Origin of the sequence: Streptomyces acidiscabies (genome assembly GCF_020010905.1) — a bacterium.
GTDB classification, from domain to species: Bacteria; Actinomycetota; Actinomycetes; order Streptomycetales; family Streptomycetaceae; genus Streptomyces; species Streptomyces acidiscabies.
Genome location: NZ_JAGJBY010000002.1, coordinates 547,366 through 570,408 on the forward strand (window position 1 = coordinate 547,366; position 23,043 = coordinate 570,408).

At 70.7% G+C, this 23,043-nt stretch carries 27 protein-coding genes and 1 riboswitch; of the genes, 17 read left to right on the plus strand and 10 right to left on the minus strand.

Annotated features, from left to right (window positions below; all coding sequences use genetic code 11):
* The first annotated feature begins 129 nt into the window (after positions 1-129).
* The 3 genes from J8M50_RS49315 to J8M50_RS29510 are packed head-to-tail and all read left to right on the plus strand — an operon-like array spanning position 130 to position 612.
* Positions 130-252, plus strand: coding sequence for a hypothetical protein (locus J8M50_RS49315; protein WP_256725241.1), 123 nt, complete (start codon positions 130-132; stop codon positions 250-252).
* Positions 249-434, plus strand: a complete 186-nt coding sequence (locus J8M50_RS29505; RefSeq protein ID WP_075661262.1) for a hypothetical protein — start codon at positions 249-251, stop codon at positions 432-434. The genes J8M50_RS49315 and J8M50_RS29505 overlap by 4 nt, the downstream gene beginning before the upstream one ends.
* The gene (locus J8M50_RS29510; RefSeq protein ID WP_010351825.1) at positions 421-612 is read left to right on the plus strand and encodes a hypothetical protein; all 192 of its coding nucleotides are present in this window, start codon (positions 421-423) and stop codon (positions 610-612) included. The genes J8M50_RS29505 and J8M50_RS29510 overlap by 14 nt, the downstream gene beginning before the upstream one ends.
* Before the next feature lie 243 nt (positions 613-855).
* Here the strand turns inward: J8M50_RS29510 and J8M50_RS29515 are convergent, their stop codons facing one another.
* The 4 genes from J8M50_RS29515 to J8M50_RS29530 are packed head-to-tail and all read right to left on the minus strand — an operon-like array spanning position 856 to position 3,561.
* Positions 856-1,353, minus strand: a complete 498-nt coding sequence (locus tag J8M50_RS29515; protein ID WP_010351826.1) for a VOC family protein — start codon at positions 1,351-1,353, stop codon at positions 856-858.
* 53 nt (positions 1,354-1,406) lie between these two features.
* Positions 1,407-1,889: a dihydrofolate reductase gene (locus J8M50_RS29520; RefSeq protein ID WP_010351827.1), complete on the minus strand. Its 483-nt coding sequence runs from the start codon at positions 1,887-1,889 to the stop codon at positions 1,407-1,409.
* The gene (locus J8M50_RS29525; RefSeq protein WP_010351828.1) at positions 1,886-2,683 is read right to left on the minus strand and encodes a thymidylate synthase; all 798 of its coding nucleotides are present in this window, start codon (positions 2,681-2,683) and stop codon (positions 1,886-1,888) included. Before J8M50_RS29525 ends, J8M50_RS29520 begins: the two co-directional genes overlap by 4 nt.
* 11 nt (positions 2,684-2,694) lie before the next feature.
* A complete protein-coding gene (locus J8M50_RS29530) occupies positions 2,695-3,561 on the minus strand; it encodes a DMT family protein (RefSeq protein ID WP_010351829.1) in 867 nt (288 codons plus the stop codon).
* 122 nt (positions 3,562-3,683) lie between these two features.
* Between J8M50_RS29530 and J8M50_RS29535 the strand changes: the two genes are divergently transcribed.
* The 6 genes from J8M50_RS29535 to J8M50_RS29560 all read left to right on the plus strand — a co-directional run bounded on the left by J8M50_RS29535 (position 3,684) and on the right by J8M50_RS29560 (position 8,691).
* Entirely contained in the window at positions 3,684-4,046 is a 363-nt protein-coding gene (locus tag J8M50_RS29535) for a hypothetical protein (RefSeq protein ID WP_010351830.1), read from the plus strand.
* Between the two features lie 7 nt (positions 4,047-4,053).
* Positions 4,054-5,229 carry a glutathionylspermidine synthase family protein gene (locus J8M50_RS29540; RefSeq protein WP_010351831.1) on the plus strand — a complete coding sequence of 392 codons (1,176 nt, stop codon included), beginning with the start codon at positions 4,054-4,056 and terminating at the stop codon, positions 5,227-5,229.
* Between the two features lie 139 nt (positions 5,230-5,368).
* On the plus strand, positions 5,369-6,334 hold the full coding sequence (locus J8M50_RS29545) for an ArsR/SmtB family transcription factor (protein ID WP_010351832.1): 966 nt from the start codon (positions 5,369-5,371) through the stop codon (positions 6,332-6,334).
* Between the two features lie 92 nt (positions 6,335-6,426).
* Positions 6,427-6,837: a hypothetical protein gene (locus J8M50_RS29550; RefSeq protein ID WP_141655548.1), complete on the plus strand. Its 411-nt coding sequence runs from the start codon at positions 6,427-6,429 to the stop codon at positions 6,835-6,837.
* Positions 6,838-6,927: 90 nt separating this feature from the next.
* Positions 6,928-7,116 (plus strand): hypothetical protein, encoded by a 189-nt coding sequence (locus J8M50_RS29555; protein WP_010351834.1) that lies wholly within the window; start codon positions 6,928-6,930, stop codon positions 7,114-7,116.
* Positions 7,117-7,120: 4 nt separating this feature from the next.
* Positions 7,121-7,208, plus strand: a riboswitch (ZMP/ZTP riboswitch).
* A 37-nt stretch (positions 7,209-7,245) separates the two neighbouring features.
* Complete coding sequence (locus tag J8M50_RS29560; protein ID WP_010351835.1) at positions 7,246-8,691, plus strand: glycine hydroxymethyltransferase; 1,446 nt, start codon at positions 7,246-7,248, stop codon at positions 8,689-8,691.
* A gap of 80 nt (positions 8,692-8,771) precedes the next feature.
* Here the strand turns inward: J8M50_RS29560 and J8M50_RS29565 are convergent, their stop codons facing one another.
* Positions 8,772-9,317: a hypothetical protein gene (locus J8M50_RS29565; protein WP_040835732.1), complete on the minus strand. Its 546-nt coding sequence runs from the start codon at positions 9,315-9,317 to the stop codon at positions 8,772-8,774.
* Between the two features lie 135 nt (positions 9,318-9,452).
* On the opposite strand from J8M50_RS29565, the gene trpS reads away from it, so the two are divergent.
* Positions 9,453-10,466 carry a tryptophan--tRNA ligase gene (gene trpS, locus J8M50_RS29570; RefSeq protein WP_010351837.1) on the plus strand — a complete coding sequence of 338 codons (1,014 nt, stop codon included), beginning with the start codon at positions 9,453-9,455 and terminating at the stop codon, positions 10,464-10,466.
* Between the two features lie 158 nt (positions 10,467-10,624).
* The gene (locus J8M50_RS29575; RefSeq protein WP_010351838.1) at positions 10,625-11,200 is read left to right on the plus strand and encodes a 2'-5' RNA ligase family protein; all 576 of its coding nucleotides are present in this window, start codon (positions 10,625-10,627) and stop codon (positions 11,198-11,200) included.
* 8 nt (positions 11,201-11,208) lie between these two features.
* Here the strand turns inward: J8M50_RS29575 and dprE2 are convergent, their stop codons facing one another.
* On the minus strand, positions 11,209-11,964 hold the full coding sequence (gene dprE2, locus J8M50_RS29580) for a decaprenylphospho-beta-D-erythro-pentofuranosid-2-ulose 2-reductase (RefSeq protein WP_010351839.1): 756 nt from the start codon (positions 11,962-11,964) through the stop codon (positions 11,209-11,211).
* An 8-nt stretch (positions 11,965-11,972) separates the two neighbouring features.
* Positions 11,973-13,322: a decaprenylphosphoryl-beta-D-ribose oxidase gene (gene dprE1 / locus J8M50_RS29585; RefSeq protein ID WP_010351840.1), complete on the minus strand. Its 1,350-nt coding sequence runs from the start codon at positions 13,320-13,322 to the stop codon at positions 11,973-11,975.
* Positions 13,323-13,456: 134 nt separating this feature from the next.
* Here dprE1 and J8M50_RS29590 point away from each other — a divergent pair, with 134 nt between their 5' ends.
* The 3 genes from J8M50_RS29590 to J8M50_RS29600 all read left to right on the plus strand — a co-directional run bounded on the left by J8M50_RS29590 (position 13,457) and on the right by J8M50_RS29600 (position 15,862).
* Positions 13,457-13,960 (plus strand): phosphatase PAP2 family protein, encoded by a 504-nt coding sequence (locus tag J8M50_RS29590; RefSeq protein WP_010351841.1) that lies wholly within the window; start codon positions 13,457-13,459, stop codon positions 13,958-13,960.
* Positions 13,957-14,904 carry a decaprenyl-phosphate phosphoribosyltransferase gene (locus J8M50_RS29595; RefSeq protein WP_010351842.1) on the plus strand — a complete coding sequence of 316 codons (948 nt, stop codon included), beginning with the start codon at positions 13,957-13,959 and terminating at the stop codon, positions 14,902-14,904. Before J8M50_RS29590 ends, J8M50_RS29595 begins: the two co-directional genes overlap by 4 nt.
* A gap of 76 nt (positions 14,905-14,980) precedes the next feature.
* Entirely contained in the window at positions 14,981-15,862 is an 882-nt protein-coding gene (locus J8M50_RS29600) for a YihY/virulence factor BrkB family protein (RefSeq protein ID WP_010351843.1), read from the plus strand.
* A 78-nt stretch (positions 15,863-15,940) separates the two neighbouring features.
* On the opposite strand, the gene J8M50_RS29605 is transcribed toward J8M50_RS29600, so the two are convergent.
* Positions 15,941-17,263, minus strand: a complete 1,323-nt coding sequence (locus J8M50_RS29605) for a D-alanyl-D-alanine carboxypeptidase family protein (protein WP_050987157.1) — start codon at positions 17,261-17,263, stop codon at positions 15,941-15,943.
* Positions 17,264-17,354: 91 nt separating this feature from the next.
* On the opposite strand from J8M50_RS29605, the gene J8M50_RS29610 reads away from it, so the two are divergent.
* The 3 genes from J8M50_RS29610 to J8M50_RS29620 all read left to right on the plus strand — a co-directional run bounded on the left by J8M50_RS29610 (position 17,355) and on the right by J8M50_RS29620 (position 20,705).
* Entirely contained in the window at positions 17,355-17,594 is a 240-nt protein-coding gene (locus tag J8M50_RS29610; RefSeq protein WP_010351845.1) for an SCO4848 family membrane protein, read from the plus strand.
* Positions 17,595-17,643: 49 nt separating this feature from the next.
* On the plus strand, positions 17,644-18,957 hold the full coding sequence (locus tag J8M50_RS29615; protein ID WP_010351846.1) for a metallophosphoesterase: 1,314 nt from the start codon (positions 17,644-17,646) through the stop codon (positions 18,955-18,957).
* 197 nt (positions 18,958-19,154) lie between these two features.
* Positions 19,155-20,705, plus strand: a complete 1,551-nt coding sequence (locus J8M50_RS29620; protein WP_040835710.1) for an ABC transporter substrate-binding protein — start codon at positions 19,155-19,157, stop codon at positions 20,703-20,705.
* Positions 20,706-20,789: 84 nt separating this feature from the next.
* Here the strand turns inward: J8M50_RS29620 and J8M50_RS29625 are convergent, their stop codons facing one another.
* Together J8M50_RS29625 and J8M50_RS29630 are read right to left on the minus strand one after the other, a co-directional pair.
* The gene (locus J8M50_RS29625; protein ID WP_010351848.1) at positions 20,790-22,232 is read right to left on the minus strand and encodes a HAMP domain-containing sensor histidine kinase; all 1,443 of its coding nucleotides are present in this window, start codon (positions 22,230-22,232) and stop codon (positions 20,790-20,792) included.
* Entirely contained in the window at positions 22,232-22,921 is a 690-nt protein-coding gene (locus tag J8M50_RS29630; RefSeq protein WP_010351849.1) for a response regulator transcription factor, read from the minus strand. The genes J8M50_RS29625 and J8M50_RS29630 overlap by 1 nt, the downstream gene beginning before the upstream one ends.
* Positions 22,922-23,043: the final 122 nt, after the last annotated feature.

The following is a 23,043-nucleotide window of genomic DNA, read 5'->3' on the forward strand; positions in this document are numbered from 1 at the left end:
CCCCTCCAGGGTCCCAAAACCTCGTTGAGCGCGCTGGGTGACTGTGCAAGAAGTGTGCAAGTCGCCTGCTGACCTCCGGCGTTGACTGTTGTAACGACAAACCCCCGCGACGTTCGAGCGTCCGGGGGCATGGCCACCAACCCCCAGAAGGACGGCGCACCGAACGAGAACTACGACCCGTCGGCCGCGAGCGACGCGGCCGTCCTGTGGAAGATGCACGTCACGAACACGCACCCCGGGAAGTCGAAGTGAGGCCCCCGAACCCATTGGGTGAACCCCGCCTCGTCCAACTCCTCGACGGCACCGAAGACCCCGACTGGCGAACCGCGTACGGCGGCACCCTCAACCCCACCACGGGCAAGGTCGAACTCCCCACCCCGGCCTACAAGAACTGCCCCGAGTGCGCCCGGGAGGCAACCCGTGGTCACCGCTGAACACATCGGCAAGACCGTCACCGACGGCCAACGCACCGGAATCCTCATGGACTTGATCCCGTGGGAGAACCCCGACCAACCTCCCGCCCACCGCCGCTCGCAACTCATGGCGTACGTCCGCCCCGAAGGCGGCGGCACCGAATGGGACGCACCCCCGTCCACGCTGGACCCCGCATGAAGGCCATGTGCACCATCGTCGTCGTCCTCGCAGCGCTCATGTGGGTCGTGACCGTCGCATGGATCGTCGCCGGAGTGACGACCTGGACCAGCACGGCTGAGAAGCACCCGCTGCGCCCCGATCGGCCCCGCCCGACATGGTCGTTCCCCCGAGACCTGTCGGGTGGGGTCTTCTCCGATCAGACCCGACTGGTGAACCCGAGTCGAGCAGAGCAGCCTCCGTTGTCGGTCGGTCCCCTGCGTGTCAGTCAGCGTCCCGTTCCCGGCCAGGGAAGAAGTCCGCGCTCTGGACGTACTCCATGGCCTTCGTGAACTCCGGGTCGGTCAGGCGGGGTTCCATCTCCTCCAGGGTCAGGTCCTCCACCCGGGTCTGGATCCAGTACAGGTTGCCCAAGGGGTCGCGGACCCGGCCCACCCGGTCGCCGAAGAACAAGTGGGTGACCTCCGTGACCGACGTGCCGCCCGCCGCGACGGCCCGGCGGTGGACCGCGTCGGCGTCCTCGACGTACAGGCGGAGGAAGCCGGGGGTCGGGGGCCACTCCGGGCGGGTGTCGAACATCATCACCACCGAGTCGCCGATACGGACCTCCGCGTGCGCGACGGAGCCGTCCTCGCCCTTGAGGCAGGCGAGTTCCTCGGCGTCGAAGGCGCGCTTCAGGTAGTCGATGAGCTGCACGGTGTCGCGCGAGATGAGCCACGGTGTCACGGTGGTGTAGCCCTCGGGAATCGGCTTGACGGGCATCTGACCTCCTGGGTTCCCGGCGACGCTAGGCCCCGGGTAGGTCAGTCCCGGTCCTACACGGAGCGGACGTACTCCAGGATCCGGTACCGCAGCCCCGACACCGAGGTCAGCCAGTCACCCTCCTCGGTGACCCGCCAACCGCCGTCCAGCGCGGGCGCGTACGTGTCGCCCGTCACCTGTACGTCGATCTCCGTCACCGAGAGCCGTGCAGCGAACTCCATCGCCGCCCGGTAGATCTCGCCCCCGCCGATCACCCACGCGTCCGGCGCTGAGGCAAGCGCCTCAGGAAGCGAGGCTGCTCGTTCAGCGCCGGACGCCGTCCATGAAGCATCCCGGGTCAGCACGATGTTGCGGCGCCCGGGAAGGGGCCGGAAGCGCGGCGGGAGGGAGTCCCACGTACGGCGACCCATCACCACCGGGTGCCCCAGCGTCGTCGCCTTGAAGTGGGCCAGGTCCTCGGGCAGACGCCAGGGAATCGTGGAGTCCGCGCCGATCACGCCGTCCAGCGTCTGCGCCCAGATGAGTCCGACGCTCATACCGCGACCGGCGCCTTGATGGCGGGGTGGTGCCGGTAGTCGACCACCTCTACGTCGTCGTAGGTGTACGAGAAGAGGTCGTCGGCCTGGCGCAGCTGAAGCCGGGGGAAGTCCAGCGGCGTACGGGAGAGCTGTTCCGTCACCTGCTCGACGTGGTTGTCGTAGATGTGGCAGTCGCCCCCGGTCCAGATGAAGTCACCCGGCTCCAGACCCGTCTGCTGCGCGACCATGTGCGTCAGCAGCGCATAGCTCGCGATGTTGAAGGGGACGCCGAGGAACAGGTCCGCACTGCGCTGGTAGAGCTGGCAGGAGAGGCGGCCGTCGGCGACGTAGAACTGGAAGAACGCGTGGCAGGGCGCGAGGGCCATCTCGGAGAGCTGGGCGACGTTCCACGCGGAGACGATGATCCGGCGCGAGTCGGGGTCGCGGCGGAGTGTGTCGAGGACCTCAGTGAGCTGGTCGATGTGACCGCCGTCCGGCGTCGGCCAGGAGCGCCACTGCACGCCGTACACGGGACCGAGTTCACCATCGGCGTCGGCCCACTCGTCCCAGATGCTGACGCCGTTGTCCTGGAGCCACTTGACGTTCGAGTCGCCGCGCAGGAACCACAGCAGCTCGTACACGATCGACTTGAGGTGCACTTTCTTCGTCGTGACCAGGGGGAACCCCTGCGCGAGGTCGTAGCGCAGTTGGTGTCCGAAGACACTCCGGGTACCGGTGCCGGTCCGGTCGGCCTTGGCCGTACCGGAGGTGAGCACTTGCCGCAACAGGTCTTCGTACTGGGTGTCCGCCACGTCGGCCGAGTCTACTGGGACGCCCGTGACGTGGGTGTCTCCCCCACCGGAGCCTCCTCCGGCGCCTCCCCGAACCGCGCCAGCGCCAGCGCCAGCGCCCCCGCCACAGCCACCCCGAACCCCAGCACCGCCAGCCACTCCAGCCCGCCCCGCGTCCGGTCCCCCAGCCAGATCACGCCGACGGCGGCAGGACCGACCGTCTCCCCGATCACCATCCCGGCGGTCGCGGCGGTCACCGACCCCCGCTGGATCGCCGAGGTGAGCAGCAGGAAGGCCGCCCCGCCACCGACGAGCAACGCGTACGAAGCCGGATTCGCCAGCAACGAAAAGGATTCCACGGAATCGATCAGCCGCACCCCCACCTCCACCACCCCGAACCCGAACCCGGCACCGAGCCCGAGAGTCAGCGCGCGCCCCCGCTCCGGCAGCCGCCCCCCGACGGTCCCCAGCAGCAGAATGCAGACGGCGGCCCCGAGCGCCGACCACTTCAGTACGTCGGACCCGTGCCGAGACCCTTCCTCGCCGGACGCCAGAGCCAGCATCCCCAGCCCCGCGCACACCACCGCGACCGCGCCCCACTCGGTCCGGCTCAGCCGCACCTTCAGCATCCGCGCCGCCACGACCGCCGTCACCGCGAGGCTCGCCGCGAGCGCCGCGCCGACCGCGTAGATCGGTACGGACCGCAGCGCCAGCACCTGGAACACGAACCCGAGCCCGTCGAGCCCGAGCCCGGCGACGTACCGCCACTGCCGTACGGCACGCAGCAGCAGCGCGGCGTCACCGCGAGAGGAACCGCCCGCCGCCGCTTCCCTGGTCGCCACCGCCTGCCACACCGTCGCCGTACCGAAACAGACCGCAGCGGCGAGTGCGCACACCATCCCAAACATCACAAACGGACTGTAGGGGAGGGGCGGGCGGCGGGGGTACTCGAACGGGAACTCTCACCGATCTCTAGGCTGATCGTCGAACACACGCATCCATTACACGGGGAGATCAGGACATGGCGGACACGACCAGAAGGCTGCGCTCGAACGCGGTCGTCCTCGGCGGCGTGGGGATCCTCGCGGTGGCGCTCACCGCGTGCTCCTCCGACCCGGACAAGCGGTGCGTCGACCGCGACAGCTACGACTCCCTGAAGGGCTACAAGGTCGTCTCCGACAAGAACTGCAAGTCGTCGAGCGGTTCGTCGCACACCGTCTGGTACTACGGCGGCAACCGGAGCAACGGCTACGTGGACGGCGGTTCGCTCACCAAGTCCCGTAAATCGTCCGGTGGTTCATCAAGCTCCAGCGGTGGGTCCGGCGGCGTCGACCGGGGCGGCTTCGGCGGCAGCGACGGCGGCCACGGCAGCTCCGGCGGCTGAGCGCGCCGTGATACGCCACCGCATCGAACCCCGCCCCGACTGGCAGCGGACGGTGGAGGCGCAGGGCCTCGTCTACCCGCTCTCCCGGTACCCGGACGGGGAGTTGTACCCCTACTGGGACGAGAGCGCGTACTACTCCTTCACCCTCGACGAGGTCGAGGCGCTGGAGGAGACGGTCGAGGAGCTGCACCGGATGTGCCTCGCCGCCGCCGAACTCATCGTCGCCGAGGGCCGTTTCGCCGACCTCGGCATCACCGATCCCCAAGTCGCCGACGCCGTCGCCGAGTCCTGGCGCCGACGGGCCGAACTCCCGTCCGTGTACGGCCGGTTCGACCTGCGCTACGACGGCACCGGGCCCGCGAAGATGCTGGAGTACAACGCCGACACGCCCACGTCCCTCGTGGAGGCGGCGTCCCCCCAGTGGTTCTGGATGGAGGACCGCTTCCCCGGCGCCGACCAGTGGAACTCCTTGCACGAGCGGCTCGTTGCCGCCTGGAAGCGACAGGGCGACCTGCTGCCGCCCGGCAGTCCCCTCTACTTCGCGCACTCCACCGCCGACGAACTCGGCGAGGACCTCATGACCGTCGCCTACCTCAAGGAGACGGCCGAACAGGCGGGGCTCGACACGGAGTGGATCCCCGTCGAGGACATCGGCTTCGACCGGCTCTCGGGGCGGTTCGTCGACAACAAGCTCCGGTTCATCCGGAGTTGCTTCAAGCTGTACCCCTGGGAGTGGCTCACGACTGACCGCTTCGGCGGGCATGTGCTGGACACGCTCGACAACGGGGGCGGCACGGGCAGCACGCTGTGGATCGAGCCGGCGTGGAAGATGCTGCTCAGCAACAAGGCGTTGCTGGCGGTGCTTTGGGAGATCTACCCCGGCCACCCCAACCTCCTCCCCGCATACCTGGACGGGCCCCGGGAGTTGGCCGAGTACGTCTCGAAACCCTTGCTGGGGCGCGAGGGTGCCGGGGTCGTGGTGCATCAGAAGGGCGCCGAGCCGGTCGTACCTGTAGAGCCTTGCTGCTACCAGCAGTTGGCGCCGCTCCCCGCCTTCGACGGGAACCATGTCGTCCTCGGCGCGTGGACCGTCGAGGGGGAGGCGGCGGGGCTCGGTATCCGGGAGTCGGCCGGGTTGGTCACGGATGTGTACGCGAGGTTCCTGCCGCACATCATCCAGTGAGATCCGGCCACCTTTCGTCCCGGAACATCCCGTTTTCGCCATTCATTCTTTGCTGTTATTTTACTCGGCGGCGGATGCTGGGATCGTTCCGGGCGGGAGCCCTGCCACGGGGGTGAGGGCGCCACACCCAGGGGGCCGGATGCTGCGTATCCACTTCACGCCCGAAGACCTCGCACGGGTCCGGATCGCCGGATCGCCCGACCCGCTCTGGGAGGTCGCCTTCAGCCTCCACCGGCTCCAGGACACCCGGGGGCGGCGGGCCTACGCCGACTGGTTCCGCGTGGCGCTGCCGAAGCTGACCCGTACGCCGCTCGGCGCCGCCGTACGGGGGACGCTGCACCAACTCCTGCCCCGCGCCGACTACTTCCCCGACTTCCTCACCCCGCCCGAGGCCGCCGACGGTCTTGACGCCGGGTTCGCGGCGATCCTCGACACGCCTCCCGAGCGGGTGCGGCGGGAACTGGAGACCCTCGCGAGACGGGTCGGGGCGCCGAGTTGGGCGGGCGGGCTGGTGCAGCGGCGGGCCCGCGAGGAGATCGTGGGCGTGCTGCGCGCCTACCACTCCGCCGTGATCGCACCCCACCACGACCGGATGCGGGCGGAGTTCGACAGCGAGCGGGCGACGCTCGGGCGGGCCCTTCTCGACGGGGGTGTGGACGGGCTGCTGGGCGGTCTCGGGCCGGGGGTGCGGTGGCGGTCGCCGGTGCTGGAGGTCGACTACGTCGAGGACCGCGACGTGTATCTGAACGGGCGCGGACTGCGCCTGGTCCCCTCGTACTTCTGCCGGTACCGGCCGGTCACCTTCGCCGATCCGGAGCGGGAACCTGCGCTGCTCTATCCGCTGAGCCACGCCGGTACGGGGGCGGCGCCCGGCGGCGCCTCGCTCGACGCGCTGCTCGGGCAGACCCGGGCCGCCGCGCTGCGGGTCGCCGGGGTGGGGGCCACGACCACGGAACTCGCCCGTGCGCTGGATGTTTCGCCGGCCACGGCCAGCTATCACACGTCCGTGTTGCGGGAGGCGGGGCTGATCTTCAGTCGGCGGTGCTCGAATACGGTGCTGCATACGTTGACGCCGACGGGGGCGGCGTTGTTGCGGACGAGGTGAGCTGGGTGTTTCTACCGCCCTCGAAAGTACTGTCTGGGCTGGTCGGCGGGGTGCGACGGTGGCGGGACAGCCGAAACAGATGGGGGCAGAACATGACGTCGTCCAGGAAAATCGCCGCGCTGGCCGGTGGGTTGGCCATGACCGCGGGACTTCTTGTGGGAGGGGCGGGGAGTGCGGGTGCGGCAGAGCAAGGGGTTCGGGCCGCTTGTCACGACGGGGACCTCACCTTCAACAAGGGAGCGGGCAGCTTCTACTACCCGATCAGCGCCAGCAGTCGCCTGACGACAAGTAGCAACTGCAACGACATCAACCTGCGGATCACCAACGGTGCGCGCAACGTCAAGGTGTGCTTCTACCCGAGCTCCGGCGGTGTGGACTGCCAGGAGAACTACACGTACGTCGGCTCCAGTTGGACCGTGGTCGCCGAAGACGTGCTCGACGGCACCAAGTACCGCTTCCGGTTCCTGACCGACCCCGCGGCAGGTGGCCAGTACGCCGACTGAGGTCTGCACCCCTGTTGAGACTTTTCGGCGATCCATCAGGGCCACTCGCCGAAAAGTCTCACAGGGCGCCTCAATGAAACGATAGAAGGCATGACGACCGCGAAATTCGTGCTCGAAGTCTCCGTCGACCCCGAACGTCCCGCCGAGGAACTCGGCCGCATCCTCCGTTACTGGGGCGGCAACCTCCACCACTACGACCTGAAACCCGGCGACGGCAGCGCCGTCTACGACTCCGCGCACCAGGACGTGGGCCAGTGGCGGATCGAGGTCACCGGGTAGGCTGACCGAGGGCCGTGACTGGCGCGCTGGGATGGGACCGACCATCGGGGAGCGGCCCGGAACGACGAGTGCCGTGCGCCTGGGCCGAACCTGAACGCCGAACGCCGTAGCCCTACGTCCGGAGGTCTCATGTCCGAGCCCCTGTCCCCCCAGTCCACCGCCTTCCGCGCCGCCCTCGACGTGATCCGCGCGGTCGAGCCGCGCGTCGCCGACGCGATCGGCCAGGAGGTCCACGACCAGCGCGAGATGCTCAAGCTGATCGCGTCCGAGAACTACGCGTCCCCGGCGACCCTCCTGGCCATGGGGAACTGGTTCAGCGACAAGTACGCGGAGGGCACGGTCGGGCGGCGCTTCTACGCCGGGTGCCGGAACGTCGACACCGTCGAGTCGCTCGCCGCCGAGCACGCGCGTGAGCTGTTCGGGGCGCGGCACGCGTACGTCCAGCCGCACTCCGGGATCGATGCCAACCTCGTAGCCTTCTGGGCCGTACTCGCCGACCGCGTCGAGGTGCCGTTCCTCGCGAAGACCGGGGTCCGCCAGATCAACGACCTCTCCGAGGCGGACTGGGCCGAGCTGCGGCAGGCCTTCGGCAACCAGCGGATGCTCGGCATGTCCCTCGACGCGGGCGGCCACCTCACGCACGGCTTCCGGCCCAACATCTCCGGCAAGATGTTCGACCAGCGGTCGTACGGCACGGACCCCGCGACCGGCCTCATCGACTACGACGCGTTGCGTGCCCAGGCGCGTGAGTTCAAGCCGTTGATCCTGGTCGCCGGGTACTCGGCGTACCCCCGGCTGGTGAACTTCCGTGTCATGCGGGAGATCGCGGACGAGGTCGGTGCGACGCTCATGGTCGACATGGCGCACTTCGCCGGTCTCGTCGCGGGCAAGGTCCTCACCGGCGACTTCGACCCGGTCCCGCACGCGCAGATCGTCACGACGACGACCCACAAGTCCCTGCGCGGCCCGCGCGGCGGCATGGTCCTGTGCGACGACTCCCTCAAGGACCAGGTCGACCGGGGCTGCCCGATGGTCCTCGGCGGCCCGCTCCCCCACGTCATGGCGGCCAAGGCCGTCGCCCTGGCCGAGGCCCGCCAGCCGTCGTTCCAGGACTACGCCCAGCGCATCGTCGACAACTCGCGCGCGCTCGCGGAAGGCCTGATGCGACGCGGCGCGACCCTGGTGACCGGCGGCACGGACAACCACCTCAACCTCATCGACGTATCCACGTCGTACGGCCTCACCGGCCGCCAGGCGGAATCGGCCCTCCTCGACTCCGGCATCGTCACCAACCGCAACGCGATCCCCGCCGACCCCAACGGCGCCTGGTACACCTCCGGCATCCGCATCGGCACCCCCGCCCTCACAACACGCGGCCTCGGCACATCCGAGATGGACGAGGTCGCGGGCCTCATCGACCGCGTCCTCACGGCAACGGAACAGGGCACGACGAAATCGGGCGCGGTGTCGAAAGCGGCGCACGTCCTGGACGAGAAGGTGTCCCAGGAGATCGCCCAACGCGCGACGGACCTCGTCCAGGGCTTCCCGCTGTACCCGGAGATCGACCTCGGCTGAGAAGCCTGACCGAAGTTCCGTCGCTGGAGTCGCCTTCCTGCGACGGAGCTTCACCGTTGGTTCGGAAGATCCTGCTCCACTCACAGCTCGATCAGCTCCTGCCGAGGCCCATCCCGAGGCGGCCCCCCTCCACGCCGCCCCGCCAAGCGGCGTACGAGGAGCATCCCCCCGGCCCCCAACACCACCCCCACACCGCCCGGCACCAGCCACCCCCCTCCAGAACCAGAACCCGGCGTCGAAGGCGCGACCCCCGTGAACCCCCCCTCCCGCTCCCACCGCTCATACGCCGACCGCGGCGCCGGATGCCACCGGATGTCCGCGTCCTCGACCTCCGGCGCGACATCTCTCCGTACCCACGGCGTCCCGTCCCCCGCCAGCACCACCTGATCCACCTGGTCGACCGCCACGTCCCCGCCCGGCGGCCGGTTGTCCTGGGGCCATCCGCCGACCCCGCTGCGGCCCCACACGACGGTGAACCGCACCGCCGGATAGTGCCCCGCCTCCCACCCCACAGGCACCCGCACCGTCCCCGTGTACGTCGGGTCGAGCAGCTCCCAGAGCCGGTCGAAGTCGGCCTCGCGGGAGCGTACGGCCAGGGTCTGTCCCGACGTGCCGTCGATGAGCATCGCCACATCGGGTATCCGCAGCGGCGGCCCCGGTCACGGGCAGCGCGGACAACGCCAGTGCCAGTACCGCGATCCGTCTCACAGACACCCCCGCCCTGTTCCCTACCTCTCCCCTGAACCTGAGAGAATGAACCCATGGCCTCTGCTCGACCCCGTGTGCTCTCCGGCATCCAGCCCACCGCCGGCTCGTTCCACCTCGGCAACTACCTCGGCGCGGTGCGCCAGTGGGTGGCGCTCCAGGAGTCGCATGACGCGTTCTACATGGTCGTCGACCTGCACGCGATCACGCTTCCGCAGGACCCGGCGGAGCTGCGGGCGAACACCCGGCTGGCGACGGCGCAGCTGCTGGCGGCGGGCCTCGACCCCGAGCGCTGCACGCTGTTCGTCCAGAGCCACGTCCCGGAGCACGCGCAGCTCGCGTGGGTGATGAACTGCCTGACCGGCTTCGGCGAGGCGTCGCGGATGACGCAGTTCAAGGACAAGTCGGCGCGCCAGGGCGCGGAGAGCGCCAGCGTCGGCCTGTTCACGTACCCGATCCTCCAGGTCGCGGACATCCTGCTGTACCAGGCGCACGAGGTGCCGGTCGGCGAGGACCAGCGCCAGCACATCGAGCTGACCCGGGACCTCGCGGAGCGTTTCAACGGCCGTTTCGGGGAGACGTTCACGATCCCGAAGCCGTACATCCTCAAGGAGACGGCGAAGATCTACGACCTCCAGGACCCGGCGGTCAAGATGAGCAAGTCGGCGTCGACGCCGAAGGGCCTCATCAACCTGCTGGACGACCCGAAGGCGACCGCGAAGAAGGTCAAGAGCGCGGTCACGGACACGGACACGGTCGTCCGCTACGACGCGGAGAACAAGCCGGGCGTCAGCAACCTCCTGACGATCTACTCGACGCTGACCGGCAAGAGCATCGCCGAGCTGGAGGCGGAGTACGAGGGCAAGATGTACGGCGCCCTCAAGACGGACCTCGCGGACGTCGTCGTAGATTTCGTGACCCCGTTCAGGGAGCGCACCCAGCAGTACCTGGACGACCCGGAGACGCTGGACGCGATCCTCGCGAAGGGCGCGGAGAAGGCGCGCTCCGTGGCCGCCGAGACCCTCGCGAACACGTACGACCGCGTCGGCTTCCTGCCCGCGAAGCACTGAGCGCGCACGCACGCACCGTACGAACACGGCGTCCGCCGGGGAAGAGCGCTGCACATCACTACGGCTGCGCCTGCCCACACGCGGGCCGTGGCCGTACAGTCGATAGCCGACTGCCACGGACGGCAGCGACCAGACGACCCGGACGACAGGGAGACGACGTGGGGACCGTAACGATCGGTGTGTCGATCGCGGTCCCGGAGCCTCACGGCAGCCAGCTCCAGGAGCTGCGCGCGGGCTTCGGCGACGCCGCCGCGCACGGCATCCCCACGCACGTCACGCTGCTGCCGCCGACCGAGGTCGACGACGAGGCGCTGTCGGCCGTACAGACGCACCTGACGGACGTCGCGCGCGCGGGGCGGCCGTTCCCGATGCGGCTGTCGGGGACGGGTACGTTCCGGCCGCTGTCGCCGGTCGTCTTCGTGCGGGTCGTCGAGGGCGCCGAGGCGTGCGCGTGGCTCCAGCAGCGGGTCAGGGACGCGTCGGGGCCGCTCGCGCGCGAGCTCCAGTTCCCCTACCACCCGCACGTGACGGTCGCCCACGGCATCGACGAGGCCGCGATGGACCGCGCGTACGAGGAACTCGCCGGGTACGAGGCGGACTGGTCCTGCACCGGCTTCGCGTTCTACGCGCAGGGACCGGACGGGGTGTGGCGCAAGCTGCGCGAGTACCCGTTCGGCAGCCCGGTGGTCCCGCCGCAGGCGTCGGCGCCGGTGGACTCGGTCCCCAGCCTCTAGAGGTTCTACTAGAGGGGCAGCCTGCGGAACACCCCGCGCGGGACGTGCCGCAGCGCCGACATCACCACCCGCAGCACCCCCGGCACCCACACCGTCTCCGCGCGCCGCCGCAGCCCCGCCTCGATCGCCGTCGCGACCGCCTCGGGGGTCGTCGCGAGCGGTGCCTCGGGGAGGTCCGCCGTCATCCTCGTCCGGACGAAGCCGGGGCGTACGACCATGACGTGGACGCCCGTCCCGTGCAGCGCGTCCCCGAGGCCCTGCGCGAACGCGTCGAGGCCCGCCTTGCTGGAGCCGTAGATGAAGTTCGCGCGCCGCGCGCGTTCCCCGGCGACGGAGGACAGGACGACCAGCGAGCCGTGGCCCTGCGTCTGGAGCGCGCGGGCGGCGACCAGGCCGGAGGAGACGGCGCCGGTGTAGTTCGTCTGCGCCACGCGCGCGGCGGCGAGGGGGTCACGCTCGTCGTTCGCCTGGTCCCCGAGCACGCCGAACGCGAGGAGTACGACGTCGATGTCCCCCTCCGCGAAGACCTTGCCGAGGGCCGTCTCGTGGGACTCGGCGTCGAGGGCGTCGAAGGGGACGGTACGGACGTCGGCGCCGAGCGCCCGGAGACTCTCGGCGGCGTCCTCCAGCGCGGGGGAGGGCCGCCCGGCGAGCCACACCGTACGCGCGCGGCGGGCGATCAGGCGGCGGGCGGTGGCGAGGGCGATCTCGGAGGTGCCGCCGAGGATCAGGAGGGACTGGGGGAGGCCGAAGGCGTCTTTCACGGTGTCTCCTAGAGATTGAGCCGGCGTGCGAGGTCCGACACGAACACCCCGCGCGGGTCCAGTTGTGCGCGCAGCTCGCGGAACGCGTCCGCGCGCGGGTACATCGCGTCGAGAAGATCCGGCCGCAGCCGTGAGTCCTTCGCGAGGTACACCCGGCCCCCCGCCCCCGCGACCTCCTCGTCCAGCTCGTCCAGGAACGCCGCGAGGCCGGGCAGGGCGGCCGGGATGTCCAGGGCGAGGGTCCAGCCGGGGCGGGGGAAGGAGAGCCAGCCGGGGTCGGACTCGCCGAACCGCTTGAGGACGGCGAGGAAGGACGGGCAGCGGCGCTCGGAGATGCGGTGGACGATCCGGCGCAGGGCTTCCTCCTGGCCGTGCCCGACGACGAACTGGTACTGCACGAAGCCGCCCCGCCCGTAGATCCGGTTCCAGTGGGGGACGCCGTCCAGGGGGTGGAAGAACGCCGGGATCCGCTGGAGCTCACCCGCACGCGCGCGAGGGGCGCGCCGGTACCAGAGCTCGTTGAAGAGGCCGACGGTCGTCCGCGTGAGCAGCCCGCCGGGGACGAAGGAGGGGGCGGCGGGGAGGACGGCGGGCCGGAAGGACAGCGGGGCCCGCCGCTTTCGCGCAGGCAGCGCGTCCAGCGGCGCGTGGTCCCCGCGCGTGAGGACCGCCCGTCCCGTCGACGCCCCGCGCGCGAGGAGGTCGATCCAGGCGACGGAGTACCGGTGGTGCCGGTCGCCCTCGGTCAGCCGGGCCATCAGGTCGTCGAGGTCGGCGGCGCGCTCCGTGTCGACGGCCATCAGGGACGTCTCGACGGGATGCAGGCGCACGCGCGCGGTGAGGATCACGCCGGTCAGGCCCATGCCCCCGGCGGTCGCGTCGAACAGGGGCGTGCCCTGGCGGACCGTACGGATCGTGCCGTCCGCCGTGAGCAGCTCGAACGACGGGACGTGGCGCGCGAAGGAGCCGGACGCGTGGTGGTTCTTGCCGTGGATGTCCGCGCCGATCGCGCCGCCGACGGTGACGTACCGGGTCCCCGGGGTGACCGGCACGAACCAGCCCAGCGGGAGGAGGACCTCCATCAGGCGGTGCAGGGAGATCCCCGCGTCGCACAGGACGATCCCCTCGGAGGCGTCGATCGCGTGGACGCGGTCGAGGCCGGTCATGTCCAGGACGGCGCCGCCGGCGTTCTGCGCCGCGTCGCCGTACGCCCTTCCCAGGCCCCGGGGGATGCCGCCCCGGGCTCCCACACCCCGGACGGCCTCCACGGCCTCCTCGTACGTCCCTGGGCGGATCAGACGGGCCGTGGAGGGGGCGGTGCGGCCCCATCCGGTGACGGAAGCGGTCTCGGCAGGCATGTCGGTGACCGTAGCGCCCCTATTTGTCCGGAAACCTCGTCAACATCAAATCCCCTCCCCGAAATGGGTGATAAATGGGATTTCGCCCAATATTGCCGGTCCTGCGGCCGTTCGGGCGTGAACAGTGGGCTGATATGGACGAGAACTACGACCGGCGCCTCCTCACCGCGCTCCACGCGCGCGGCGCCGACCCCCGGGTCGCGAACGCCGCGCGCGCCCTGTCGTGGGCCGGCGAGCACGGCGCGGTGTGGCTCGCGGCGGGCCTCGCCGGAGCGACCCTCGACACAGGCCGGCGCAGCGCCTGGCTGCGGGCGACGGCACTCTGCGCGGGCGCGCACGCGGTGAGCGTCGCCGCGAAACGCGTCGTACGGCGGCCCCGGCCGTCCCACGTGCGTCCGCTGGTCCGCACCGCCGGGCGGCACTCCTTCCCCAGCTCCCACGCGACGTCGGCCGCCGCTGCGGCGTACGCGTACGGGGCGCTCGGCGCGTACGCGTACGCCCCTGTCGCCGTCGCCATGGGGGTGTCCCGGCTGGTGGCGGGCGTGCACTATCCGTCGGACGTCGCTGCGGGGGCGGTGCTCGGTGTGGTCACCGCGCGCGTGGGTGCGCGGTGGATGCTGGCGGGCGTACGCGGATGACGCAGACCGCGCCCGAACTCCGCGAGCAGCGCACGCGCGTGGGGCAGCCGCCTGTGGTCGTTCCCGCGCGCGGGGTGCTGCTCGGGCTCCTGGTGACCGCCCGGCCCAAGCAGTGGGTCAAGAACGTCCTCGTCGTCGCCGCGCCGGCTGCCGCCGGACGGCTGTTGTCCTGGCCCGCCGCCGCTCAACTCGCCCTCGTCTTCGTCCTGTTCACCGCCTGCGCGGCGGCCGTCTACCTCGTCAACGACGCGCGCGACGCCGACGCGGACCGGGCCCACCCCACGAAACGCCTCCGGCCCGTCGCCGCCGGACAGGTCCCCGTACCCCTCGCGTACGCCGTGGGCGGCCTTCTCGCGGCCTCCGGGCCCCTCCTGGCCCTGCGGCTGACCACACCCGGCGTCGCGGCCCTCCTGGCGGCGTACGTGGCCATGCAGCTCGCGTACTGCGTCAGCCTCAAGCACGTCCTCGTCGTCGACCTCGTCGTCGTGTCGACCGGGTTCCTCATGCGGGCCACCGCCGGGGGGCTCGCGCTCGGCATCCCGCTGTCCCGGTGGTTCCTCATCACCACCGGGTTCGGGGCGCTGTTCATGGTCGCCGCCAAGCGGTACTCCGAGGCCGTGCAGATGGACGGGACGGCGGGGGCCACGCGCGCGCTGCTCACCGAGTACACGACCGGGTACCTGCGGTTCGTGTGGCAGCTCGCCGCCGGGGTCGCCGTCCTCGGGTACTGCCTGTGGGCGCTGGAGGGCGGCGCGTACGCGAGTGTTGTGCCGTGGCGTCAGCTGTCGATGGTCGCGTTCATCCTCGCGGTGCTGCGGTACGCCGTCTTCGCGGACCGGGGGACCGCCGGGGAGCCCGAGGAGGTCGTGCTGGGGGACCGCGCGCTCGCGCTGATCGGGGTGGCGTGGATCGCCATGTACGGCCTGGCGGTGGCTCGTTGGTGAGGGTCGGCTACAGTCCCGCCTTCCGGGGCACCCGGACATGGGTTTTCCGGCACACAGGTGAGGCAGAGTTCCGGGCATGGACTGGCTGAAGAGGCTTCCCGTCGTCGGGCCGTTCGTGGTGCGGCTGACGGCCACGCACGCGTGGCGGTCGTACGAGCGGCTCGACAAGGTGAAGTGGACGCGGCTCGCCGCCGCGATGACGTTCGTCAGCTTCATCTCGCTGTTCCCGCTGCTGACGCTGGCCGCCGCCGTCACGGCCGCGACCCTCAGCGGCGACCAGCAAAAACGCCTCGAAGGCCGCATCGCCGACCAGGTCCCCGGCATCTCGGGACAGCTCGACGTCGCGTCCCTCGTGCAGAACGCCGGCACGGTCGGCCTCATCGCCGGCGCGATCCTGCTCTTCACGGGCCTCGGCTGGGTCTCGCAGATACGGGACTGCCTGCGCGCGGTCTGGGAACTCCCCGACGACGACGGCAACCCCGTCCTGATCAAGGCCAAGGACGCGGGCGTCCTCGTGGGCTTCGGCGGCGCGGTCCTGGTGACCTTCGCGGCGTCCACGGTCGCGACATGGGCGGTGGGCGCCCTCGCGGACGCCCTGGGCCTGGACGAACACGGCTGGGGCACCGCACTCCTGCGCGTGGCCGCGTTCGCGGTGGCGGTCCTGGCCGACTTCCTGCTCCTGCTGTACGTCCTGACCCTCCTCCCCGGCGCCGACCCCCCGCGCCGCCGCCTCCTCGAAGCGGCGCTGATCGGCGCGCTCGGCTTCGAACTCCTCAAGCTCGTCCTGAGCGGCTACCTCCAGGGCGTCGCCACGAAGACGATGTACGGCGCTTTCGGCGTCCCGGTCGCGCTCCTGCTGTGGATCAACCTGACGGCGAAGCTGGTGCTGTACTGCGCGGCGTGGTCGGCGACACGGAGCGTGGAGGTGGAGAAGGGGGAGGTGGAGGTGGAGGCGTGAGGGGGGATTCGCTGCACGCGCGCGAGGTGCGAGCGCACACTTTGAACGCGCGCGCGGAGTGCGAGCCGACGTCCCTCCTCAGGCCCCCGGCGTCTCCTCCGGCTCTCCGGCCCCCGTCTCACCCGCCCGCGCGGCCCTCCCCGAAGGCCACTTGCGGTTGACCAAAAACACACCCCCGGCGAGCAGCACCAGCACCCCGCCCGTGATGCCCATCGCCGTACCCATCCCGCCGGAGCCGCCGGGGGCCGTCTTCGCGGCGACCGGGGAACCCGACGCGTCGCCCGCGCCCCCGGCCTGGCCCGTCGGCTCGGACGGTGTCGAGGTGCTGGTGGAACCCTGCTGGGCGGTCGCGTTCTTCGGGGGGACCAGTTCGCCGATGGGGCGGGTCTTGCCGGCCGCCTGGAAACCCCAGTCCAGGAGCGCGGCGGTCTCCTTGTAGACCTCGTTGTGGGCTTCCTTCGAGGGGTTCATCACCGTGACGAGCAGGACCCGGCCCGCGCGTTCGGCGACGCCCGTGAAGGTCGCGCCGGCGTTGGTCGTGTTGCCGTTCTTGACGCCCGCGATGCCCGGGTACTGGGCGATGTCGGAGTCGCCGCTGAGCAGGCGGTTGGTGTTCTGGATCTCGAAGGGGGTCCGGGTGACCTTGCCCGTCTTGGCGTCCTTCTTCGTCTCGCCCGGGAACTTCGCCTTGACCGTCGACGCGTACTCCCGGAAGTCCTTCTTCTGGAGCCCGGAGCGCGCGATGAGGGTGAGGTCGTAGGCGGACGAGACCTGCCCGGGGGCGTCGTACCCGTCCGGCGAGACGACGCTCGTGTCGAGCGCCTGGAGCTCCTCCGCGTGCGCGTTCATGTCGGCCACCGTCGCGGGGACGCCGCCGTTCATGGCGGACAGGACGCGCACCGCGTCGTTCCCGGAGCGCAGGAAGACCCCGAGCCACAGGTCGTGGACGGAGTAGGTCTCGTTCTCCTTTATGCCGACGGTGCTGGAACCGGCCCCCATGCCGGAGAGCTCGGCCGGCGCCACCTTGTGCTGCGTGGTCCTCGGGAAGCGCGGCAGCACCGTGTCAGCGAACAGCATCTTCATCGTGCTGGCCGGCGGCAGCCGCCAGTGCGCGTTGTGCGCCGCGAGCACGTCCCCCGACTCCGCGTCGGCGACGATCCAGGACCGCGCGGTGATGTCCTTGGGCAGCACGGGCGCGCCGCCCGCGAGGTCGGCCTGCGTCCCCGGCAGTCCCAGCCGCGCACCCCCGACCGTCGACATGCGCGCGGGCGGCGTCACGGAGGGGCTCGGCGACGGGCTGGGCGCGGCGACGGCGAACGGCGCGGTGAGCGAGGCGGTCGCGAGCGTGGCGGCGGTGACCGTCAGGGATCGCCTGACGGCCCGTTTCATGGGTGCGGGCACGACGCCGAACGTACCCGCAGCCCCGGCGGAAGTCCCACCGCGCTCCCCACCCGCCTCCGGGAACCGGACACCCGACGGCGATACTGGGCGCATGAAGCTCACCCGCCCCCTCTCGTGGTTCCTGCTCGCCTTCGGGGTCTGGTCGTGGGTCATCTGGGTCACTTTCGTAAAGAATCTGATCAAAGACGGCAGCGGCCTGGCGTTCGACGACGGACATCCCACGGCCTACTTCTGGGTGCACCTGACGCTCGCGGTCGTGTCCTTCGTATTGGGGACGGCCATCGGGCTCATCGGGTTGCGTTCCCTGCGCGCGCTGCGCGCCACGTCGTAGCGGATCGAGCCGGGCAAGTGGCCAGCGGAACAAGGGGTTTACGACAGTCATGGTGATCGTCTTCGGCGCGCTCGCGCTGGCCGTCCTGGTGACCGGCAACTGGTACCTGTGGCGCCGGCTGTTCCGCGACACGACACGGGGCCCGGGCTGGGCGCGCCGCGCGGGCGCCGTCCTCATCGGGGCCGGCTGGACCCTCGCGATCACGGGTCTGGTGGCCGAGCGCACGGGTGCGCCTTTCTGGCTGCAACGGGTCCTGGCCTGGCCGGGCTTCCTGTGGCTGGCGGTGGCGATGTACCTGCTGCTGGCGGTCCTGGCGGGGGAGGCCGTACGCCCGCTGCTGCGGCTGTTCCTGGAGCGGCGGGCGGCGAGACGGGCCACGGATGCCGCCCCCGAGCCCCTGAAGGCCCCTCAGGAGCCCGTACGCACCCTCTCCGAGGTTCCGGCATCGCCGGACGCCACGAAGGCCCCTGAGGTCGCACAGGCGCCTTCGGCGCCCGAGGGAACCGCAGGCACCCCCGAAACCGCCACCCCCGCCGGCCCCACCCGCCGCCTCTTCGTCTCCCGAGTCGTCGCCGGCGCCGCAGCCACCGCCGCCGTAGGCACCGTCGGCTACGGCACCTACGGCGTCCTGCGCGGCCCGAAGGTGAAACGCGTCACGGTCCCCCTCGCGAAGCTCCCGCGCGCGGCCCACGGCTACCGCATCGCGGTCGTGAGCGACATCCACCTCAGCCCGATCCTGGGCCGGGGCTTCGCGCAGAAGGTCGTCGACACGATCAACGGCACCCAGCCCGACCTGATCGCGGTGGTGGGCGACTTGGTCGACGGCAGCGTCAAGGACCTCGGCCCGGCAGCCGCCCCCCTCGCGCAACTGACGGCCCGTCAGGGAAAATTTTTCGTCACGGGTAACCACGAGTACTTCTCCGGCGCCGAGCAGTGGGTCGAGGAGGTCCGCCGCCTCGGCATCCGCCCCCTCCAGAACGAGCGCACCGAACTCCCCTGGTTCGACCTCGCCGGGGTCAACGACATCGCGGGCGAGAGCGAGGGCCAGGGCCCGGACTTCGCGAAGGCGCTCGGCGACCGCGACACCGCGCGCACGGCCGTACTCCTCGCGCACCAGCCCGTGCAGATCCACGACGCGGTGGACCACGGCGTCGACCTCCAGCTCTCGGGCCACACGCACGGCGGCCAGCTCTGGCCCGGCAAGTACTTCGCCGAGGCCGCGAACCCGACGGTCTCCGGCCTGGAGCGGTACGACGACACACAGCTGTACGTCTCCAACGGCGCGGGCGCGTGGGGTCCGCCCACGCGCGTGGGCGCGCCGTCCGACGTCACGGTGATCGAACTGGCCTCCCTGAGGGCCTGAACCCCCGCACACCTGTGAAGGGGCTGTGAAACCGGACCGAAACAACTGTTCGGGTAAGTTCTCTCTCATCTCGTCCGATTAACCTTCCCTGGGCGAAACCGTGTGTGATTAGGTGAGCCGGCCATTCAGGGGAGTGGCCTCTTTTTCGTAGGTAGGACTGGGCCCGTTCACCGGGCCTGGGGAGGCAGGGCACCACCATGCGATCTGTTCGCATGCGGATCATCGCGGCGCTCGCCGTACTGGCCGCTGTCGGCGTGGGCGGCTGGCAGTTGCTGCCGTCGGACAGTGGCGACGGCAAGGCCATCGTGGTCGGCACCACCGACACGGTCACGTCCCTCGACCCGGCGGGCTCGTACGACTCGGGCTCCTGGGCGCTGTACAGCAACGTCTACCAGTCGCTGCTGACGTTCGCGCCGGGCGGCGTCCAGCCCGTCCCGGACGCGGCCAAGAGCTGCGCCTTCCAGGGCGGCGGGCTGACGACGTACCAGTGCGAGCTGCGCGACGACCTCAAGTTCCCGAGCGGGCGCAAGGTCACGCCGAAGGACGTCAAGTACTCGATCGACCGCATCAAGAAGATCAACTCTCCGGTCGGCCCCCAGCCGCTGCTGTCCACCCTCAAGTCGGTCGACACGGAGGGCGACACCGTCACCTTCCACCTGTCGTCCGCCGACGCGACGTTCCCGTTCAAGCTGGCGACCGGCGTCGGCTCGATCGTCGACAGCACCAAGTACCCCGAGAACAAGCTCCGTACGGACGACGGTGTCGACGGCACCGGCCCGTACACGATCACCGGGTACACCAAGGACGAGCGGGTCGACCTCAAGCCCAACGCCGACTACAAGGGCGCCTTCAAGCCCGGCGAGCCCGTCGAGCTGAAGTACTACAAGGACTCCGCGCAGCTGGAGAGCGCCTGGCAGGCGAAGGCCGTCTCCGTCGCCACCCGGCAGCTCCCGCCGAAGATGCTCGCCTCCCTCAACGCCAGCGACCCGAACCAGCGGGTCACCGAGGCGGAGAGCTCCGAGACGCGCAACCTGTACTTCAACACCCGCGCCGGTTCCCCGCTGCACGACGCACGCGTGCGCAGGGCCGCCGCCTGGCTGATCAACCGCGAACAGCTCGCGACGACCGTGTACGACGGCACCGTCGACCCGCTGTACTCGCTGATCCCGACCGGCATCACCGGCCACGCCACGTCGTTCTTCGACGCCTACCCCAAGCCGGACGTCGACAAAGCCAAGGACCTCCTGAAGGCCGCCGGCGTCTCCCTGCCCGTCACGATCACCTACGGCTACGGCAAGCGGGGCGTCGCCGAGCAGGAGACCGCCGCGGTGAAGGCCCAGCTCGAAGCGGGCGGCCTGTTCAAGGTGGACGTCAAGGGCTACGAGTGGAGCGACTTCCAGAAGGAGTGGGCCACCGGCAAGCTCGACGCGTACCCCGTCGGCTGGGTCGCCGACTACCCGGACGCCGACACCTTCGCCGCGCCCCTCGTCGGCAGCGACTCCACGATGAACACCGGCTACAGCAGCAAGGCCGTCGACAAGCTCATCCTCGACAGCCAGCAGTACGCCGACCGCAGCCGCGTCTCCGACGACTTCCGCCGCCTCCAGGACGACGTCGCCGAGGACGCGCCCGTCATCCCGCTGTGGCAGCGCAAGGAGTACGTCGTCGCCACGGAGGACGTCGGCGGCAGCCAGTACCTCGCGGACGGCAACGGCGTGTTCCGGCTGTGGAGCCTCAACTGGATCTAGGTCCGCCAGATTTGGTACGGCCGGATCCGGTACGGCTGGATCTCGTACGGCACCTCGGGAACTCCCGGGGTGCCGTCGCCCGTTTCAGGAGCAACCAGGACGCTCGGGCAGCTCCACCGTCGCCGTCAGCCCCTCCCCGGGCGCCGTACGGACGCTGATCGTGCCGTTGTGGGACTCCACCGCCCGCTGGACGATCGCGAGCCCGAGGCCGCTGCCCGCCGCGCTGCCGGTGCGGAAGAAGCGGTCGAAGACGCGCGAGGCGTTCTCGGCGCTCAGCCCCGGCCCCTTGTCGGCGACGGTCAGGGTGATCCGGTCGCCCGCGCGCCGCGCCGAGAGGTGCACGGGAACGTCGGCGGGCGTGTGGGTGCGGACGTTGGCGACGAGGTTGCCGAGGATCTGCCGCAGCCCCGACTCGTCGGCCTGGAGCAGCAGGGTGCCCGAGGCGTCCACGGTGACCGGGCGGGCCGGCTGCTGGGCGCGCAGGTCCTGCGCCGCGTCCCGCACCAGACGCGTGACGTCGACGGACCGCAGCCGCAGCTCCGGGTGCTGGTCGAGGCGGGCCAGCGTGAGGAGTTCGTCCACCAGCCGCCCCATCCGGTCGACCTCGGCGTTCATCCGGTCCCAGGCGCGCCGCCGCTCCTCCTCCTCGCGCAGCATCCCCTTGTCGTACAGCTGGAGGTAGCCCCGGATCGCCGCCAGCGGGGTGCGCAGTTCGTGCGAGGCGTCCGCGACGAACGACCGGAGCTGGGCGGCGCTGCGCTCGCGCGTGCGGTACGCGGTCTCCACCTGGTGCAGCATCGAGTTCAGCGCGAGGCGCAGTTGCTCGACCTCCTGCGTGGCCTCGCAGTTGGACGGCACCCGGCGCGTCAGATCGCCCTCCGCGATCGCCGACGACGTCTCCACCATGTCCTCAAGGGGCCGCATCCGCCGTCGCACGTTGAACAGCGTCAGACACGCCAGCAGCGCCAGCAGCAGCGTCCCGACGGTGACATCGGCTCGCAGCGCCTTCGCCATCCCCTTGTGCAGGCCGTCGGTGGAGGTCGCCATCAGGACGTACGTACCGTCCCTCAGGCGCGTCGCCGTCGCCCGGTAGGGGGCGCCGTGCAGGTCGACGTCCTGCGGGGAGCTGTGCCGTACGAGACCGGCGGGCGAGCCGACCGCCTTCGCGATGCCCTTCTGCGCCTCGGTCGGCTGGATGCCGAACAGCGGCAGCGCCGTCCCCTTGGCGTCGACGGCGGCGAACACCGAGTCCGGCGTGGCCTGTTCGCGTTCCGCCTCGGGGAGCACCTGGTCGCTGATGAACGCGAGCACGGTCAGCGAGTCGACGTCCCGCAGGGTGAGCCGCGAACTCTCCAGCGAGGAGCGGGTCTTGGTCAGCCCGGAGTCGATCTGGTCGATCAGGTAGTGCCGCATCGCCATCAGGCTCACGGCCGTTGCCGCCGTGATGCCGAGTGCGAGCAGTGCGACGTTCGCCAGTGTCAGCTTCACCCGCAGGGAGCGCATCGCCCACGCGCGCGGGATGCCCATCACGCCAGCCCGTAGCCGACGCCGCGCCGCGTGGTGATCACCGGCGGGCCCAGGGCGGCCAGTTTGCGCCGCAGATAGCTGATGTACGTCTCGACGACCGTCGATTCGGGCGGCGTGTGTTCGTACTGCCAGACGTGGCGCAGGAGTTGCTCCTTGGGGACGACCCGGCCGCCGTTGCGCACCAGGAACCGCAGCAGCGCGTACTCCGTCGGCGTCAGCTCCACCGTGCGCCCCGCGCGGTGCACGCTGTACGTCGTCTCGTCCAGCTCCAGGTCGCCGTAGCGCAGGGGCGGGCGCTGCGGCAGGACGTCGGCCGCGCGCGTGCGCCGGAGCACCGCGCCGATGCGCGCGACGACGACGTCGATGTCGAACGGCTTGGTGATGTAGTCGTCGCCGAAGCCGAGCGCGCCCACGATCTCGGCGGGCGAGTCCCGCGCGGTCAGGAACACGATCGCCAGGTCGGCGCGCCGGGTGCGCAGTTCGCGGCCGAGGGCGCGGCCGTCGCCGTCCGGGAGGATCACGTCGAGGAGCGCCACGTCGGGACGGGTGCGTCCGACGAGCGCGAGCGCCTCGCGCACCGTACCCGCGACCATCACCTCGAAACCGTGGAAGCGCAGCGCGATGGCGAGGACGTCCGCGATGCTCGGCTCGTCCTCCACGACCAGCACGGTGCCAGGGGCCGTCGTCATGTCCCCAGTATCGACGGAGACTTGGCCGCCGGCGCGGAGTTGGTCTTTGGAGTTCCTTGAGAGTCATGGCCAGTGGATGTCCAGCCGCGCGTACTCCTGTCGATGCTGTCGGTCAGGACCTG